Below are 16,895 nucleotides of genomic sequence, written 5' to 3' on the forward strand. Positions count from 1 at the left end.
GGGAGCGGCGGGCAGGGGAGCGGCGGCGCCGGAGAACGTGGGGACTGCCCGGAAGCCGCCAGGCTGACTAGCGTGGGGCCATGCGGCACACGCTGAGGCGCTGGTTCAACCGTAAGACGCTCGGGAAAGATCTCATGGCGGGGCTGGTCTTGGGTGCGGAGAGCGTCCCGGACGGGCTGGCGTCTGGTCTGCTGGCCGGCGTGAATCCGCTGGCCGGCCTCTACGGCTACCTCTACGGGATGGTCGGTGCCGCGCTCTTCACGAGCAGCACGTTCATGGCGGTGCAGGCGACGGGGGCGATGTCGCTGGTGATCGCCGACGCCGATCTGGCGGCCCGGCCGGATCCGGACAGGGCGCTGTTCACCCTGGCCGTGCTGACAGGGGTCGCGATGATCGTCGCCGGGCTCCTGGGCGGCGGTCGCCTGGTACGTTTCGTGCCCACGGCGGTCATGACGGGATTCATCACGGCCGTCGGGCTGAACATCGTCCTCGGGCAGCTGCCGAATCTGACCGGCTACGACGCGCGCGGAGCGAACCGCATCGTGCGGACAGTGGACCTGCTCGTGCACATCGGCCAGTGGAGCGTGCCCGCCGTGATCGTCGGGGCGGTCACCATCCTCACCATCGTCGTGCTCCAGCCCACGCCCGTCGGCGGTCTGGGGCTCGTCGTCGCCGTCGTCCTGGGCTCGGTCGTCGCCGTGCTCCTCAACCTGTGGGTGCAGGCGCAGGTCACGGTGCTGGGCGACAGCGTCACCGTCCCGGCGGGGCTTCCCGGTCCCGTCCTCCCGTCGCTCGGGGACGTGCCGACCCTGATCATCCCGGCGATCTCACTCGCGTTCGTCGGCCTGGTGCAGGGTGCAGGCGTTTCGGCGGGCATTCCGACGGCGGACGGCAAGCCGGCGGACGCATCCAGGGACTTCATCGGCCAGGGCGTCGGCAACATCGTCTCCGGCGTGTTCCGCGGGATGCCCGTCGGCGGGTCGATGTCGGCGTCGGCGCTCCTCGTGTCCGCTGGAGCACGCACGCGGCTGTCGCTGCTGATCTCCGGCGCGGTGATGGCGCTGGTGATCCTGCTGGCCTCCGTGCCCGTCGCCCACACCGCGATGCCGGCGCTGGCGGGACTGCTCATCGTGGTGGGCGTGACGTCCATCCGTCCCGCCCGCATCGCCGCCGTCGTGAAGGGCGGCGCACTGCAGACCGCCATCATGGCCGTGACCTTCATCCTGACTCTGCTGATCCCGTTGCAGTTCGCCGTCCTGGTCGGGGTCGGGCTGGGAATCGTCCTGTTCGTGGCGCAGCAGTCCACCCGGGTCCGCGTGCGGCAGGTGATCATCGACGCCAGGGGCCGGATGCGCGAATCCGACCCGCCCGCCGAGATCCCCGGGCGCTCCGTGGTGATCCTGCGGCCGTACGGGAGCCTGTTCTTCGCGAGCGCGCCGCTGTTCGAGCAGCAGCTGCCCGCGGTGACGGCTCGCTCGGCCGGGTCGGTGGTGATCATCCGCCTCCGCGGCGCCGAACAGCTCGACCTGGCGCTCGTGGAGGTGCTGCGCCGGCTCGCCGCGTCCCTTGCGGCCGTGGGGTCCTCGCTCAAGCTGGTGGTGAGCGAACCGGAAGTGCAGCTCCAGATCGTCGCCTCCGGTCTCGCGGACGAACTGGGCGCGCAGAACATCTACAAGGGCGACGAATGGGTGGGCCGCGCGGTCCGCCGCGCCAACCGGGATGCGCTCGCGGCGGTCGGTGCGCTGGGGGAGAGGGGCAGACAGGGGGAGAGCGGATGAACGCGGTCGCGGACATGCGTGCCGCCGTCTTCTTCGAGGGCGTGCAGGCGTCGTCGAAGTTCAGCCGGTTCTGGCTGCTGCTGTGCCTGTCGTCCGTGATCGCCGCATCCGGTGTCGTCGGCGACTCAGCAGCCACCGTCATCGGCGCGATGATCGTGGCCCCGCTGATGACCCCGATTCTCGGGATCGTACTGGCCACGGTCACCGGCGACAGACGTAACCTCCTGCTGAGCTGGATCCTGGTCGCCGTCGGCGCGGCCACGGCGGTCGCGATCGGTTACCTCGTCGGCCTGCTGGTCGCCGCTCCCGTGGTGGCCGCCACGAACAGCCAGGTCGCCGCGCGGGTCTCTCCGAGCCTGATCGACCTTCTGGCCGCACTCGCGACGGGCGCGGTCGGCGCGGTGGCTCTGGTCCGGAAGGACATCTCCGACACGCTCCCGGGCGTCGCCATCGCGATCTCCCTCGTTCCGCCGCTGTCGGTGGTCGGCCTGACGCTGGAGTCCGGCGCGTGGAGCGAGGCCGCCGGCGCACTGCTGCTGTTCGGCGCGAACGTCGCGGCGATCCTCGCCACCGGGGTCATCATCCTCACCGGCTACCGGATCGGCTCGGCCGCACGCGACGTCCGGACCACCGAGGGGGAGTCGCTGGTCAAACGAGGCTGGGGGAGGCGCCACCGGGCGATCCTCTCCATCGTGGTGACCCTGCTGATCATCGGCGTTCCCCTGGCCATCACCTCCGCCCGTTTCACCGACCAGGAACTGCTGGAGAACTCCATCCGGCAGGCGGCCCAGCCGTGGGCGCAACAGAACGGCTGGGAGATCACCCAGCTCACGGCGACCAGCACCGACGCCACCCTGACCCTCACCGGTCAGCCGCCGATCCCCGAAACCAGTTCGCTGGAGGACGTGCTGAAAGCGCAGGGGATCGACCCTGCGCAGGTCACGGTGCGGTTCGTTCCGGCGTACACGGTTCGGTTGGGTGGGGGTGGGTGACGTCGAGATGGTCCGTACGTTCGCATGTGGACTGGGCAGCACCCTGTTAGCCCTCTCGAGCTTTTCCGACCTCTCGTCATAACTGCGCGATGGGATCGGCTCGTCAGCGTCGAGTCGCTTCTGACGGGCCCGGCTGCCGGCGGAACGTCTCACCGTGGTGATGGACTGCCAGCGGGGGAGTCGCGGGCGACTCTGCAGGTTCGGGGTGTAGCTAGACTGCGGATCATGTTGGATGACCTCCGTCGTGAGCTCGAGCTTCATCTTTCGGCTGGGTTCCCGCTCGAGGTCGAGCGAGGGCAGGTTTATGGCAGCGCAGACGCCGTTCTGATCGATGCGGATATCTACGGTTGGTGCTCGCGTGTAGCGAGCGCGGAGTCCCTTCCTAAGATCGACGTCCAGAGGCTTCTTGAGTCGAAGGCGAGCCTGATTGCGTCGTTCTTTGCGTTTCCACGTTCGGCTCGCCCGTATTTCGCGCGCCTCATCTTGATCGCAAGTCTTGCGCTCTGTATCACTCAGGAACCGGATGGTGACGACTCGCCTGCTGGCGGCTCCTGGTAGCGACTGGACCGGAACCTGAGCGCACACGTCTCCGGAGACCTTCTTGACGATTGCTGATTTCGTCGGCTTCATGGGTGATTTCCTCTAATCGGATGCACACCCTCCAGGCTCACGATGTGGTCGAGAGCTGGATCTTCCGCGCCAGTTCGTACGCCGCTTCACGGTCGTCGTCGTCGGCGACGAACACCCGGCCGATGAGCAGGGCCTCCCTGTGCGGCACGTCGATCCGGGTCATGCCGGGTGGTGTCTCCCCACGCCAAACGGACTCGCACAACAGGAAATCACCGCCGGCCGTTCCGGAGGTGCGCGTGCCGACGTAGGCGAAGTTGGCGCCGCTCGCCGGGTCGGTGAACTGCACGCTGTAGTAGCGAGGTCCCATCTCTGGCACGTGCAGGACGAGCGGACCCGGTCTCACATCCAGCCACCCGCCGACGTAGAGGAGGTCGTCGGCGCCGGTCGCGATGACGTTGCCGGACGAAGCGGACTGGGACGGGCTCTCCCGCACGGCAGAGATCGTGTTCACAGGGATCGGTCCGCCACCCAGCCCGCGCCGGCCGAAGATCCGTTTGAAGCCCCCGACCGTGATCCGCGGCCAGAGGGAGATGAAGACGAACGTGGCGACCACCCACACGATCACAGCGGTCACGACCATCACGAGGATGGCCTCGATCCCGCCGTCGGCGATCCGCCGGTAGGTGACCCACGCGAAGACGGCCAGGATGGCGATCGTCGCGGGGGTGGCGTATTTCAGGATCAGGCGATTCACGACGGCACCTGGACGACCGGCGGAACCTCGTATCGCCCGTCGACGATGGCCGCCCCTGGCAGATACGCGCGGAGCATGAGCTTGTACCGGCCAGGCGGTGTCGCCACCCAGTTCTGTGTGTCACCGGATGGCCGGTCACGCTGCAACAGGATGTCGACCGAGCCATCGACATTCGCGACAAGGCCGGAGTGGCTGTTCACGCTCGCATGTGCGGCCGAGGCGTCGACGATGTAGCCGACGGTGTCCGTCGCGGTCAGCGACCAGAAAGCGTCGTTCGGTGGCAGCCCACCCGCGGGGAAGTGGATGCGATAGGTGCGCTCGCCGCTGAGAGGCTTCCCCGCGTCATCGCTGACGGCGGTCCAATAGGCGGCCTCCTCGAACACGTTGACGACCGGGAGCGCCTTCTGCAAAGCCGCACGAACCAGCAGCCCGTTGCCGGGACGGCCGGCCTTCCGAATCGCACTCCAGCCGTTGACGGTCGTGGTCTCGGTCCGCGCCACGGCGTTCAGGACGACCACGGTGGTCAAGAACGCGAACGTCAAACCCATGATCAGACCCTGCACGACACCCGAGCCCGCGATCCAGGCTAAGACGCCGCTCACGATGACCACCGCATCACAGCACGCCGGTCCTGAGCAGCACGACGACGGCAACGAGCGCAGCAACGACGACCGCCAGGATCAACCAGCCCTGCCACGAACCGGGATGCCATCCCGGTCCCGACGTGTTACGTCCGAACCACGGTTTTCGCGTCTTGGCGTCCATACGCGAACATTAGTCGGTTAGTGACGATCGCCGCCCGGACCCGCCTGGCCGTGGTGGGGTCAGGGGAGGGCGTGCCTGCATCGCGGTCGCTGAGGGGGGCGAGCGGCGAGGTTGCGCGGGAATCGGGTCTGCTCGTAATCTGGCCGGTTGGGCTGAGGAAAGGATTTGGCGATGGCGCGCACTCGACAGACACCGCAGCAGAAGAAGCAACTGGACTATGAGCGGGAACGCAGGAACACGTATGGTGAGTCGCCGCATGGTGCGCGGAAATCGATCCCTCGGAACAAGCGGATCGGTCACAAGTCGAATCGGGCGGCTGAGCTCGTAGCACTGAGTTCGTTGAGACATCGGGCCAGCGCGATCGGCGATGAGGCGATGGAACTGGTCGACGATCGGCTCCGGGGACAGCGGGATAAGAGGTGGCGGAAGTCCCCGGATCGCGCCCTGGGATTCGTTGTGGCCGAGAAGCTCGTGGAACGAGGAGAGCGTGGGGGAAGCGTGCGAACTCGGGGCAGCATTCGCCGATGGCATCAGCTGTCTCGATGGCCGGGCGGAAGCCCCATGGAGATAGACCTCTAGCCAGAGAGTCAGATGCCGATTCTGCCGCGTTGATCCATTCTGCGCGTGATGGTCGTCGACTTTGTCGTAACCCCTTTCCGGAATGCCCCGGACCAGCCGGTCCAACGCGGATGGCGGCGGCGCGATTGTCAGACGGCTGGGGTATCCCTTGCCCTGAATACGGGAACCCGTTGCCCGGCGAGTGATGAGGCAATGAGAACGTCCAATCTCCTCAATCGCGTTTCTTCCTTCTTTGCGCTCATCACCCACCACACAGAGTCACGCCGGTAAGACGGCGCGAACTTCACGAAGCCTTTCTGACATTGACTGAGCTCCACACGCCGTTCTTTCTGCGGGGCGTAAAACGTACTCGGTAGCTCTTATCGTCAACACTTTTTCTGAGTCCATCGATCCACCCGAAGCACAGTGCCACGTCGACAGCGTCAGACCATGTCTGGCTGGCCATCCCCGAGCCTTTCTTGTGAAACAGCACCCACAGTTCAGGTGTGTGAGCGTGGTGCCTTTCCAGCCACTCGCTGAAACCATCCGAGTCGCCGAAGAATAGCGCGTCTTCCACCTCTGCGTCCTACCCGGCGCACCGCGCCAACCACTCGAGGATGGCACTCGTCGTCTCGCGGTGGCGTTCCTGCTGCACCCAGTGTCCGCTGTCGAAGCTGAGCTCTTCAACGTTCGGGACGAAGTCAGACAGGCTCTCTGAGCGGGCGACAGTGTCGCGCAGGCCATAGATCATGAGTGCGGGCTGATGGATGATCGGCTCCGCGTCCGCGAGCAGGTGCCAGTTGCGGTTGAGGTTCCGGTACCAGTTGATACCGCCGGTGAACCCTGAATGCCGGAACGCGGACTCGTAGACGGCCAGTTCGCTGTCGTTGAGCAGTGGCTCGCCGGCAGGGGAGTCGTTCTGCGCGATTTCGATCATCGCCATGCCCGGCGTGAACGGCAGGAGCGGTTCGTCCCGACGGTAGAGGTTGTTGATGAAGCGTGCGGGATCGGCGTCGAAGATCGCGTCAGCTACACCCGGATGCTTGTTGAAGTGCACGAAATAGTAGTCGCTCCCCAGCACCGCCTCCATGAAGTCGAGCCAGGGCATCTCACCGCGCGCGAGGTACGGCAAGCTGAGCGCCACGACCTTGTCGACCCGTTGCGGGTACAGCAGCGTGAAGCTCCAAACGATGAACGCGCCCCAGTCGTGACCGATGAACGTTGCGCTCTCGTAGCCGAAGTGATCGAGCAGCGCGGCGAGGTCGCCCGTCAGGTGCTCGATATCGTAACCGACGACATCCTCTGGTCTGGCTGAGTTGCCGAACCCCCGCTGGTTCGGAGCGATCACGTGGTAGCCGGCAGCAACGAGAGCCGGGATCTGATAGCGCCAGGTGTATGCAAGATCAGGCCATCCGTGGCAGAGCACGATCGGATTTCCCGCGTTCTCTCGGCCTGCCTCGAAGACCTCGAGATCAATACCGTTCACGGAGATGATGGCGGCGTCAGGGAAAGGAATCTCAGGGGCTGTTGTGTTCATAGTTCCAAGCTAGGGAGCTAAATAGGGCACCCAGTGACCGGTTTTTTGAGAAGATACGAGTGTGAAGTCCGACCGGTTGGTAGCCATCCTGCTCATGCTGCAGCGGCGTGGGCAGATCACTGCCGCGGAGGTCGCGAAGGAACTTGAGGTTTCTGAACGTACTGCTCGCCGCGATCTGGACGCTCTGGGCATGGCAGGGGTCCCCATCTACTCCATCCAGGGTCGCTCCGGCGGATGGCGTCTTCTCGGCGACGGTCGTACCGACCTTTCAGGATTGACTGCCAGCGAAGCGCGAGCCCTCTTCCTCATCGCGGGACCGGCGGCAGCTGCGGAGGCCGCGGGGCCTGATTTGAAGGCGGCCCTTCGAAAGCTCGTCAGAGCACTACCCGAGACGTTCCGCACACAGGCGGAGGCCGCAGCCTCGTCCGTGATAGTGGATTCGCAGCCGTGGGGCGCAACCGGAGACGCGAACCGGCCGACTCAGTACCTCGATACCCTGCAGGATGCGGTGATCCGTGGCGTGCAAGCGCAGCTCAGCTACATCGACAGCGCTGGCAAGGAGTCCGTGCGGATCGTTCACCCACTGGGTTTGGTGGCGAAGGGTTCACGCTGGTATCTCGTTGCCCACACAGAAGTGGGTCAGCGCACCTTCCGCCTGGACCGTGTCACCGACGTCATCCCAAGCGATGCCCCCGTTCATCGGTCCGAGGGCTTCGATCTCGCGAGAGCGTGGCACGGCGTCACCGACGAAGCCGAACGCAACCGTAGCGTCGTCGAGGTGCACGCGATCTGTGCCCCCGATGGGCTCGAGTTTCTCCAGGCGGCCGTCGGTGAAACGCTGGAAGTGGGGCCGGCCACGAGCGATGGCCGCATCCCTGTCGTGTTTCATGCGCCGAGCGAGTACGGGATCGCCGGTCATCTCGCTGGGCTTGTCGAGTGGCTCGAAATCACCAGCCCACAATCCGTGCGCGCGCATCTGGCGATGATCGGCGCTGCGCTCACCCGCCGGTACTCGAAAGAGGCAGTGTGAGCGCGACGCCTCGGGCCATGGCCTGCCGTGCCGGTCCGAATCGGGGGAGTTCTACCAGGTGTCGTAATCGCGCCTAGCGCACGTGCCCATCCTTGAGCTGACATAATGTGCATTATCAGCTACAGACTGTCGGGAGTCGGCTACCGCGCGAGATACCGCTCCAACGCGTCAAGGAGGCCACGCGTGCCGGCCTCGCGTCCGTCGCCGTCCGCCCAGAATCGATCGAAGAAGATGCCGTGCTCGATGTGGGTGAAGCGCGTGCCCTCAGCAATGGGCTCGAACTCCAGTGAGGCGAGCGACGTGGACATGTGCTCTCCGTCGAGCCACATGTCATACGTGGTGACGATGCGTGAGTGCTCGACGATGTCCGTGTAGGTCGCCTCATAACGCGACAGCGGTCCGTTGTGGAACTGGCCTTCGTCGATGTCGCGCCCGCCGACGCGGAAGTCGAAGGCCCACGCACGGGCCTCCGCCTCGTCGCCTGCTCCCCACCAGCTCCGCTTCTGCTGTTCGTCGGCGAACGCTCCCCACACCTTCTCGACCGGTGCGGGATAGTCGCGGGTGAGGGTGAAGCCGGAGCGTGCGAGCCTGCGTTCGTGTGTCACGTGGGTCTCCTATCGGGTCAGAGTGACGTGGATCACGCCGCTCTCGGCGACTTCCGACGTCACGGTGTGCGTGGCGTCGAAGCCACTGAGGTCGTCCCAGAGCCGATGGCCGCGACCGAGGAAGACGGGAGCGATCATGAGGTGCAGGTCATCGACGAGTCCGGCGCCCAGTGCTGCGCGCGCCGTGCCGTAGCCGCCTCCGATGCGCACATCCAGGCCCCCCGCCGCATCGCGCGCCTCGCGGAGGACCTCGTCGATGGCGGCGTCGCGGAAGTGGAACGTCGTGCCGCCCTCCATCGCGATCGAGGGGCGCGGTGCGGAGTGGGTCAGCACGTAGACCGGGGTATGGAACGGCGGATTCGGACCCCACCAGCCCGTCCAGTCCGAATCGGTGGGATGGGCGTGGAATCCGAACATCCCGGCGCCCATGATTTCGGCGCCGATGCCGTCGAAGAATGCGGCACCGTAGCGGTCGTCGACTCCGGTGGTGCCTCGCCCGCTGGTGTCTCCGAAGATCTTTTCGCGGAAGGTGCGGGTCGCGGTGTACGCGGCGGTGAGCCGGTTCCAATCCTCGCCCATCGGGCTGTCGGGCGTCTGGTCGGCTGGGGTGAAGCCGTCGATGGACGTGAAGAGATCCATGCGGACACGGGACATGTCAGTTCTCCTTCTGGGTTGCGCGGGCGAGGTGGATGCCGAGCCTGTCTGCCTGGTGTTCCGCGGGGGTGCGCTGCTCACCGAGCCACAGCTGCAGCACGTCGAGAGCGCCCGGACGCAGGCTCACCGTACGGACACGGCCCTGCTTCTCCGACACGATCACCCCTGCGTCCTCGAGCACCCCGAGGTGCTGCACGAACGACGGCAGGGTCATCGCGAACGGCTCGGCCAGCTCAGACACCACCGCCGGAGACATGGCGAGACGCTCAACGACAGCTCGGCGCGTAGGATCCGCGAGCGCGCGGAGCACGGCGTCGACCTCATCGTAATACTTTGGCATTTGCCTAAGTATAGTCAGAGGAGCGGGTCGGTTCGCAAGCCCCATCCGTCAGCAGGTGATCCCCCTGTGCCACCGAAGAGGAGTTCCACACCTTATCGACCTCGTCGACGAGGTCGAGCGCAAATGGCTTGTGTGGAAGAAGCCCGCGCGCGACGCCGAGGCGTGATGGGTCACTGAGCGCATTCCTGCGACTGCTCGGTGATGATCCAGCTCGCTCCCCCACGTTTCATGACGACCGTGCCGCAATCGCCCGAGGCCAGATAGGTGACGAAGAGTGTGGCATCCGTCGACGTCTCGTGCTGGACCGCGACGTCCACGGCAGCGTCATCGCCGACCGCTCGGTAGAGGGCAGCCGTCGCGGCGATCATCTCTTCACAACTGCCGACCGGTGTGGGCACTGTGCCGTTGAGTTCCGCGATCATGCGCGCAATGAGATCCGGTGAGAGTGCGGCACAGGCCGCATCGACGTCGGGCGTTCGTGAGGCCGTGAGCCAGGCGAGATAACTCTCGACGGCCCCTGACGCAGCCTGATCGGTCGGAGCGGGAGAAGTCGGCGCCTGGGTCCTGACAGCGGCCGGCGACGGAGTTGCGGTCGGGGCCGTCGCACACCCGCTCAGTCCCACAACGGCCACCAGCGCCGCCAGTCCTATGCCCGCCACATTCAGAGATCGCCTGCCCCACGAAGTCATGGCTCAATCATGGCAGACCCGTTTCCTGCCCTGGCGCACCCCGGTCGGCGCCGACCCCGGGCGCCCCACTCCCCCTCGAAACGCCGCAACACCCTCCCGGCGAACACCCAGTCAGCGCTAGTGTCGGCAGCAGAGCCGCTCTCGCACGCGGCACCGAAGGATCAAGGGGATCAACATGACGTCACCAGGCTCCACCTCAGCTCCGTTTCAGGAGTTCGCCCTCAACGCCGCCGACCTGACCCGCGGCGCCATCAACGGCGTCCGGGCCGCCCTCGGCATCAGTGGCGCCGTCGCGGTCATCCTCGGCGTCGTCCTGCTGTTCTGGCCGGTCAAGACGCTCGCCGTCGTGGCGTTCTTCCTGGGGCTCTACTTCATCGTCGCCGGCATCATGCGACTCGCCATCGGGATCTTCAGCAAGGGGATCACCGGCGGCATCCGCGCGATGCACATCGTGTTCGGCGCCCTGCTGGTGTTCGCCGGGATCATCGCCCTCAAGAACGTGACCGTCGCCGCGGCCACGCTCGTCATCCTCGCCATCGCCTTCGTCGGCGTCGCCTGGATCATCGAGGGCATCATGTCCATCGCGGAAGCCGGCCGTGCCGCGTCGTCCGGGTGGGCGATCACCTTCGGCATCATCAGCATCCTGGCCGGGATCGTCGTGCTGTTCCTTCCGGCGTCGTCCGCGCTGTTCCTGCTCGTGTTCGCCGCGGTCGCGCTGATCGTGCTCGGGATCATCGGGATCGTGCGCGCGTTCACCTTCGGCAAGGACGTGCTCGCGGCGACCTCCGCAGCAACCGCCACCGCCTAAGCAGCAAGCAGCACCAACAGCAACGGTCCCTGACCACCGCGCCTCAGCTCGGCGGTCAGGGACCGTTGGTGTCTCCGGATGCGCCCGTCAGCGCCCGTTCTGCTCGCTCGGCAGGTGCCTCGCCCACCAGTCCAGGATCGCGTCGAACCGCTGCTGTCGGTGGCGCGGCCGCCCTGCACGGCTGAGCTCGTGATCCTCTCCCGGGAAGATCAGCAGTTCCGCATCCACCCCGTTGCGCTTCAGCGCGGCGTAGTAGCGCTCCGCCTGACCGAGCGGGCAGCGCAGGTCGTTGGCGGAGTGCAGCACCAGCGTGGGCGTGCGCACCTCGCCGACGACGGCCTGCGGGCTCTGCGACCGGATGAGGTCGGCGTCCGTTCCGACGTACTCGTCGCCGAAGAAGCTGCCGATGTCGCTCGTCCCCACGAACCCTTCCGGGTCGAGGAATCCTCGCTCGACGATGGCGGCGGCGAAGCGGTGCTCGTGCCCGATCGTCCAGGCGGTGAGGTATCCCCCGTACGAGCCGCCCATGATGCCCACCCTGGATGCGTCGAACGCCGGGTTCTCCGCGATGGCTCCGTCGAGGAAGTCGAGCACGTCGGTGAAGTCCACCGTGCCCATCGCCTGCCGGATGACGCGCCCGTGCTCCTGCCCGTATCCCGCTGAGCCGCGCGGGTTGCACATCACCACGGCGTAGCCGGCCGCCGCATAGACCTGCGCCTCGTCGAACACGCTGCCGGTGTACGCCGCGAACGGCCCACCGTGGATGTTCAGCAGCACCGGATGCGGACCGTCGCCCTCCGGCGCGACCACCCAGCCGTGCACGGGATACCCGTCGCGCGCCGTCACGGTCAGCTCCCGGATGGGCAGCACGCCCGCCGCGCGCAGCCGGGCCGAGAAGTCGGTGAGCTTCCGCAGGCCGCCGTCGGCGACGATGGCGACATCGCCGGCGGTCTCCGCGTCTGCGACGGAGGCGACCACCACGTCGCCGGCCACACCGACTCCGCCGACGACGGTCGTCGCGTCGGTCAGGCGACGCACGTCGCCGCTCGCCGTGACCGCTGTGACCACGAGCGCTCCCCTGCTGCGGTCGGTGACGAGCACCGAGTCGTCCTGGTCCGCGACGATGGCGCTCTCGGTGAGGTCGACCGTCTCCGGGTCGGTGAGGCGGCGGGGCGCGTCACCCGGCTGGTCGATCGCGTAGAGCGCCGCGTTGCGGCCGACGAAGTCCCTGCCGCTCTCCCCCACGTCCTGGGCGGTGAAGTACAGCACGCCGTTCAGCCCGTACGCGAGTTCGGAGACCGAGAAGCTGCCGTGCTCCGACGTGACGTCGCGCGGCTCCCCCGACCCGTCGGCGGCCAGCAGGAACACGCTGGAGCGCAGGTCGTCGTCACGGCTCTCGTGGCGGGCGGAGACGAACGCGATGGTCGCGCCGTCCGGGGAGAACGCGACAGAGCCGTCGTCCCACTCCCCCGTGGTCAGCTGCTGCGGCTCCTCCACCAGCGGCGTGGATGCGGTGCTCCCGTCCGCCTCGGGCGCGGCCTCCGCGACCGGCTCGCCCCACACATCCGGCACGGGCACGCTGAACAGGTGCGCCCGACGGTCGAGGATGTAACCCAGCCCGTTCGCCTGATATTTCAGCGTCCGGATGTGGCGGGGTGGCTCCGCGTTGGCCTCCAGCCCGTCGACCGTGCCGTACCTGCCCTGTTCGGGCACGCGGCTGACGAACACGAGGGTGCGGCCGTCCGGCGACCAGGCGAACTCGGAGACGCCGAGCTTCCGGTCGGTGACCTGCACGGGCTCCCCGCCCGCCGCATCCACCACGTACAGCTGCGGCGCGGCCTTGGGCGCCGCTCGCAGGAAGGCGATCAGCCGGCCGTCCGGCGAGAACCGCGGGGCGGTGTCCCGGAAGCCGCGGGTGAGCCGCTTGGGCGCCGCGTGGCCGGTGAGCGGCACGGTCCAGAGCTGCCCGACCGTCGCGTCCGCCTCGAGCGACGGATGCGTGACGGACACCACAGCGCGCGCCCCACCGGGATGCACGGTCGGCGTGGAGACGCCGGTCAGCAGTCCGAGGTCCGCGGCCTTCATTCGGCCACCGGCACGAAATCGGACACGTCACCGACCAGGCGGGTGTGGTCGGCCGGGATCGGGTCGACGACCGCCTGGGCGATCTCTGCCGCGAACTCGCTCACGTTGTAGAGCTTGCCCGCCGCCTCCTTGCGCGCGTCGATGGCGCCCGGGTTCAGGCGGTTGAGGAGCGTCGCGGTGATCGTGCCCTCGATCATGTCTCCGGAGACCACGACGAACTCGATCCCCTTCTCCTCGAGCGCAGGCAGGAGCGCGCGCAGTGCGTCCTCCCCCGCCCGCTTGCTCTCGGCGACGGCCGTGTACTCCGGCATCGTCGGCGTGGTGGTGATGAAGTGCGCCTGGTGGCTGGTCACGAACACCACGCGGGAGCCGGGGGCGAGCAGCGGGAGGGCGGCGTTCAGGGTGTTGACCTGCGCATCCCGGTTCAGCTGCATGGCGTAGTCCTCGGCCATGCCGGACTCCATGCCACCGGAGGCGTTCAGCACCAGGATGTTGAGGCCGCCCCACTCCTGGCGCACGGTGTCGAACATCCCATCGACAGACGCGGGGTCGGTGAGGTCTGCCCCCACCGTGATGGCGGTGCCTCCCGCCTCCCGGATGCTGTCCGCAAGCTTGACGGCGCGGGCCTCCTTGTTGCGGAAGTTGATGACGACGGCGGCCCCGGCCGATGCGAGATACTGCGCCGTGTCGGCGCCGATGCCGCGAGACGAACCGGTGATGAGCGCGCGCTTCCCGTCGAGGGAACCAGCTGCGAGAGGGTTGGACACGAAGACTCCTAGAAAGATGGGTTTCTCGTCCCTGAGACTACCAAGTGGGTTCCGCGCCGCCGGTTCGGCACCTGCTACGGTCGTCAGTACGACAGTGAAGGGAGTCGCCGTGGACATCGCACCCTTCGCATGGATCGCCTGGCTGGTCCTCATCCTCGTCTTCATCATCATCGAGATGCTCACCCTGGACTTCGTCTTCCTGATGATCGCCGTCGGAAGCGTCGGCGGCCTCGTCTCCGGCCTGGTCGGAGCGCCGTGGTGGCTGCAGCTGATCATCGCCGCAGCGCTCTCGATCATCCTCATCTTCTTCATCCGGCCGCCGCTGTTGCACGCTCTGAAGCGCGGGGGCGACCCGACCAAGAGCAACGTCGCCGCACTGATCGGCATGTCCGGCACCGTCGTCGACACCGTCTCCCGCACCACCGGCCAGGTCAAGCTGGCGGTCGGCGAGACCTGGACGGCGCGCCTCGCGACCGGCCTCACCGCCCCGCCGGCGCAGCTCGTGCCCGGCGAGCACGTCGTCGTCGTCTCCATCGAGGGGGCGACCGCCGTGGTGGCTCCCGCCCCGATCGCCGCGGGAGCCGACGACTTCACAGAAAGGAGCGCGTCGTGACAGACGCCAGTCAACTGGTCGTGGGGATCGTGGTGACGGTCATCATCGTCATCATCGTGATCTTCGTCCTGGTCACCCTGTTCCGGGCGATCCGCATCATCCCGCAGGCGCGCGCCGGCGTGGTGGAGCGGCTCGGCAGGTACCACAAGACGCTGAGCCCAGGCCTCAACGTGGTGGTGCCGTTCGTGGACAAGGTGCGGCCGCTCATCGACATGCGCGAGCAGGTGGTCTCCTTCCCGCCGCAGCCGGTGATCACCGAGGACAACCTGGTCGTATCGATCGACACGGTCGTCTACTTCCAGGTGACGGATGCGCGTGCGGCGACATACGAGATCGCGAACTACCTCGGCGCCGTCGAGCAGCTGACCACCACCACGCTGCGTAACGTCGTCGGTGGCCTCAACCTCGAAGAGGCGCTGACCAGCCGCGACAACATCAACGGCCAGCTGCGCATCGTCCTCGACGAAGCGACCGGCAAGTGGGGCATCCGAGTATCGCGCGTCGAGCTGAAGGCGATCGACCCGCCCATCTCCATCCAGGACTCGATGGAGAAGCAGATGCGCGCAGAGCGTGACCGCCGAGCCGTCATCCTCACCGCGGAGGGCACCAAGCAGTCCGAGATCCTCAACGCCGAAGGTATGCGGCAGGCCGCCATCCTCAAGGCGGAGGGTGACGCGAAGGCTGCTGTGCTCCGGGCCGAGGGTGAGGCGAAGGCGATCACGACCGTGTTCGGCGCCATCCACGAGGGGAACCCGGACAACCTGCTGCTGGCCTACCAGTACCTGCAGACTCTGCCGAAGCTCGCCGAAGGCCCGGCGAACAAGCTGTGGATCATCCCGAGCGAGCTGACCCAGGCGCTGCAGGGCATCGGCAAGGCGTTCGGCGACAAGGGAGTTCCCGGCATGCCCGGCATGCCCGGCTCGTCGGGAGCGCCTGCGCCGGTGGACAGGGATGCCGTGAAGGCCGCGCAGGCCGACGCCGCGGCGGCTGCCGCCGACGCGCACGCCGAGGCGGAGGCGGCCACGCGAGCGGCCGCCGAGGCTGCGGCAGCGGCAGCTCCGGATGCGGGCGTCACCCCCGCAGCGCCCGCCGAGGGCGACGCGGAGCCTGGAGAGCAGACTCCGCCGGCGTGACGTTCCTGAGCGGTCCTCTCCCCCGGATCATCGCGCACAGGGGCCTCGCCGTCGGGGCCCCGGAGAACACCCTCCTCGCGTTCCTCCGCGCGCTGAACGCGGGGGCGACGCACCTGGAGACCGACGTGCACGCGAGCGCGGACGGGGTCGCGGTCATCAGCCACGACCCCGACCTCTCCCGCGTCGCGGGGCGCGCCGTGCGCGTCGGCCAGCTCACCATGCCGGAGCTGAGGCGCATCCAACTCGGCGATGGTCAGTCGTACTGCTCCCTCGCGGACGCCCTCGACGCGTTTCCCGACGCCCGCTTCAACATCGACATCAAAGACCTGGCCTCCGCCGCCCCGGCCGCTGCGGCCATCCTGAAGGCACGCGCCACCGACCGTGTCCTCATCACCAGCTTCGACGAGAAGCGCAGGAGGGCGGCCGTGGATGCGCTGCCCGGCGTGGCGAGCTCCGCCTCCGTCTCGCGCGTCCTCCCCGCGATCGCCGCCGCGAAGGCGGGTTCGACCTCGGCCGTGCGCCGCGCGCTGCGCGGTCTCGTCGCCGTGCAGATCCCCGAGCGCCAGGGCCCGCTGCGACTCGTCTCCCGGCGCACGGTGCGCATCCTGCACGACGCCGGCGTGGAGGTCCACGTCTGGACGGTGAACGATCCGGCCGACATGACACGCCTGCTCGACCTCGGCGTCGACGGCCTCGTCACCGACCGCTGCGACACACTGAAAGCGCTGGTCGACGCACGAATCTGACCTGAGAGGGCCCTGAGAGTACGGGTCCGACGGAAAGAGAACCCCCAGCTTGTGGGTTTATAACTGTGAAGCACGCGCGCACAGAGGAGAACCACACAATGGCAGATCGCAGTTTGCGCGGAATGAGGCTTGGCGCCCAGAGCTTACAGAGCGAAGAAGGCGTCGTGTACTCCCCGCGTTCCCGTTACATTTACCTATGCCCCGAATGCGGCAAGGAGACCGACATGGTCTTCTCCGCCGAGGCTGATGCACCCCAGACCTGGGAGTGCAAGCACTGCGGCCACGAGGCCACCCTGCTGGTCGGCGACACCCCCGTCGAGGTCGACCGCTCGGACGTGAAGGTGCCGCGCAGCCACTGGGACATGCTGCTCGAGCGCCGCACCCGAGCCGAACTCGAGGAACTCCTCGAGGAGAGGCTCACCTACCTGCGCTCCCGGCGCGGAACGGGCGAGCACAAGATCGGCGCCTGAC

General features: G+C 67.4%; 21 protein-coding genes. 9 read left to right on the forward strand and 12 right to left on the reverse strand.

Going from position 1 to position 16,895, the window contains the following annotated elements; genetic code table 11:
- Positions 1-80: 80 nt before the first annotated feature.
- From ACN6M5_RS04090 to ACN6M5_RS04100, 3 genes are all read left to right on the forward strand, one after another.
- Positions 81-1,778, forward strand: a complete 1,698-nt coding sequence (locus ACN6M5_RS04090) for a SulP family inorganic anion transporter (RefSeq protein WP_434948601.1) — start codon at positions 81-83, stop codon at positions 1,776-1,778.
- Positions 1,775-2,770, forward strand: a complete 996-nt coding sequence (locus tag ACN6M5_RS04095) for a DUF389 domain-containing protein (protein ID WP_434948602.1) — start codon at positions 1,775-1,777, stop codon at positions 2,768-2,770. The genes ACN6M5_RS04090 and ACN6M5_RS04095 overlap by 4 nt, the downstream gene beginning before the upstream one ends.
- 225 nt (positions 2,771-2,995) lie before the next feature.
- Positions 2,996-3,328 carry a hypothetical protein gene (locus ACN6M5_RS04100; RefSeq protein WP_434948603.1) on the forward strand — a complete coding sequence of 111 codons (333 nt, stop codon included), beginning with the start codon at positions 2,996-2,998 and terminating at the stop codon, positions 3,326-3,328.
- A 109-nt stretch (positions 3,329-3,437) separates the two neighbouring features.
- Here the strand turns inward: ACN6M5_RS04100 and ACN6M5_RS04105 are convergent, their stop codons facing one another.
- The 6 genes from ACN6M5_RS04105 to ACN6M5_RS04125 form a co-directional block, all read right to left on the reverse strand.
- Positions 3,438-4,094: a DUF1254 domain-containing protein gene (locus ACN6M5_RS04105; protein ID WP_434948604.1), complete on the reverse strand. Its 657-nt coding sequence runs from the start codon at positions 4,092-4,094 to the stop codon at positions 3,438-3,440.
- The gene (locus tag ACN6M5_RS04110; RefSeq protein ID WP_434948605.1) at positions 4,091-4,705 is read right to left on the reverse strand and encodes a DUF1214 domain-containing protein; all 615 of its coding nucleotides are present in this window, start codon (positions 4,703-4,705) and stop codon (positions 4,091-4,093) included. The genes ACN6M5_RS04105 and ACN6M5_RS04110 overlap by 4 nt, the downstream gene beginning before the upstream one ends.
- Before the next feature lie 4 nt (positions 4,706-4,709).
- Positions 4,710-4,859, reverse strand: coding sequence for a hypothetical protein (locus ACN6M5_RS04115; protein ID WP_434948606.1), 150 nt, complete (start codon positions 4,857-4,859; stop codon positions 4,710-4,712).
- A 707-nt stretch (positions 4,860-5,566) separates the two neighbouring features.
- On the reverse strand, positions 5,567-5,680 hold the full coding sequence (locus tag ACN6M5_RS04120; protein ID WP_434952313.1) for a hypothetical protein: 114 nt from the start codon (positions 5,678-5,680) through the stop codon (positions 5,567-5,569).
- Positions 5,681-5,721: 41 nt separating this feature from the next.
- A complete protein-coding gene (locus tag ACN6M5_RS19360) occupies positions 5,722-5,994 on the reverse strand; it encodes a YdeI/OmpD-associated family protein (RefSeq protein ID WP_518525481.1) in 273 nt (90 codons plus the stop codon).
- A 9-nt stretch (positions 5,995-6,003) separates the two neighbouring features.
- Positions 6,004-6,954, reverse strand: a complete 951-nt coding sequence (locus ACN6M5_RS04125) for an alpha/beta fold hydrolase (protein WP_434948607.1) — start codon at positions 6,952-6,954, stop codon at positions 6,004-6,006.
- Positions 6,955-7,015: 61 nt separating this feature from the next.
- On the opposite strand from ACN6M5_RS04125, the gene ACN6M5_RS04130 reads away from it, so the two are divergent.
- On the forward strand, positions 7,016-7,984 hold the full coding sequence (locus ACN6M5_RS04130; RefSeq protein ID WP_434948608.1) for a helix-turn-helix transcriptional regulator: 969 nt from the start codon (positions 7,016-7,018) through the stop codon (positions 7,982-7,984).
- 140 nt (positions 7,985-8,124) lie between these two features.
- On the opposite strand, the gene ACN6M5_RS04135 is transcribed toward ACN6M5_RS04130, so the two are convergent.
- The 4 genes from ACN6M5_RS04135 to ACN6M5_RS04150 form a co-directional block, all read right to left on the reverse strand.
- Entirely contained in the window at positions 8,125-8,589 is a 465-nt protein-coding gene (locus ACN6M5_RS04135; protein WP_085370586.1) for an SRPBCC domain-containing protein, read from the reverse strand.
- A 9-nt stretch (positions 8,590-8,598) separates the two neighbouring features.
- Entirely contained in the window at positions 8,599-9,243 is a 645-nt protein-coding gene (locus tag ACN6M5_RS04140) for a dihydrofolate reductase family protein (protein ID WP_434948609.1), read from the reverse strand.
- A gap of 1 nt (position 9,244) precedes the next feature.
- Positions 9,245-9,583, reverse strand: a complete 339-nt coding sequence (locus ACN6M5_RS04145; protein WP_434948610.1) for an ArsR/SmtB family transcription factor — start codon at positions 9,581-9,583, stop codon at positions 9,245-9,247.
- Between the two features lie 170 nt (positions 9,584-9,753).
- A complete protein-coding gene (locus ACN6M5_RS04150; protein WP_434948611.1) occupies positions 9,754-10,005 on the reverse strand; it encodes a hypothetical protein in 252 nt (83 codons plus the stop codon).
- Between the two features lie 442 nt (positions 10,006-10,447).
- On the opposite strand from ACN6M5_RS04150, the gene ACN6M5_RS04155 reads away from it, so the two are divergent.
- Positions 10,448-11,080 carry an HdeD family acid-resistance protein gene (locus tag ACN6M5_RS04155; protein WP_434948612.1) on the forward strand — a complete coding sequence of 211 codons (633 nt, stop codon included), beginning with the start codon at positions 10,448-10,450 and terminating at the stop codon, positions 11,078-11,080.
- 87 nt (positions 11,081-11,167) lie between these two features.
- Here the strand turns inward: ACN6M5_RS04155 and ACN6M5_RS04160 are convergent, their stop codons facing one another.
- Both ACN6M5_RS04160 and ACN6M5_RS04165 read right to left on the reverse strand, forming a co-directional pair.
- Positions 11,168-13,165, reverse strand: coding sequence for a S9 family peptidase (locus ACN6M5_RS04160; protein ID WP_434948613.1), 1,998 nt, complete (start codon positions 13,163-13,165; stop codon positions 11,168-11,170).
- Positions 13,162-13,932: an SDR family oxidoreductase gene (locus tag ACN6M5_RS04165; protein ID WP_434948614.1), complete on the reverse strand. Its 771-nt coding sequence runs from the start codon at positions 13,930-13,932 to the stop codon at positions 13,162-13,164. The genes ACN6M5_RS04160 and ACN6M5_RS04165 overlap by 4 nt, the downstream gene beginning before the upstream one ends.
- A gap of 109 nt (positions 13,933-14,041) precedes the next feature.
- Here ACN6M5_RS04165 and ACN6M5_RS04170 point away from each other — a divergent pair, with 109 nt between their 5' ends.
- The 4 genes from ACN6M5_RS04170 (at position 14,042) to ACN6M5_RS04185 (ending at position 16,894) form a co-directional block, all read left to right on the forward strand.
- Positions 14,042-14,545 (forward strand): NfeD family protein, encoded by a 504-nt coding sequence (locus ACN6M5_RS04170; protein WP_434948615.1) that lies wholly within the window; start codon positions 14,042-14,044, stop codon positions 14,543-14,545.
- The gene (locus tag ACN6M5_RS04175; RefSeq protein WP_434948616.1) at positions 14,542-15,678 is read left to right on the forward strand and encodes an SPFH domain-containing protein; all 1,137 of its coding nucleotides are present in this window, start codon (positions 14,542-14,544) and stop codon (positions 15,676-15,678) included. The genes ACN6M5_RS04170 and ACN6M5_RS04175 overlap by 4 nt, the downstream gene beginning before the upstream one ends.
- Positions 15,675-16,424 (forward strand): glycerophosphodiester phosphodiesterase family protein, encoded by a 750-nt coding sequence (locus ACN6M5_RS04180; RefSeq protein ID WP_434948617.1) that lies wholly within the window; start codon positions 15,675-15,677, stop codon positions 16,422-16,424. The genes ACN6M5_RS04175 and ACN6M5_RS04180 overlap by 4 nt, the downstream gene beginning before the upstream one ends.
- 98 nt (positions 16,425-16,522) lie before the next feature.
- A complete protein-coding gene (locus tag ACN6M5_RS04185) occupies positions 16,523-16,894 on the forward strand; it encodes an RNA polymerase-binding protein RbpA (RefSeq protein WP_085370597.1) in 372 nt (123 codons plus the stop codon).
- The last annotated feature ends 1 nt before the right edge of the window (position 16,895 follow it).

It is taken from the genome of Leifsonia araucanica (assembly GCF_051161895.1).
GTDB lineage: Bacteria > Actinomycetota > Actinomycetes > Actinomycetales > Microbacteriaceae > Leifsonia.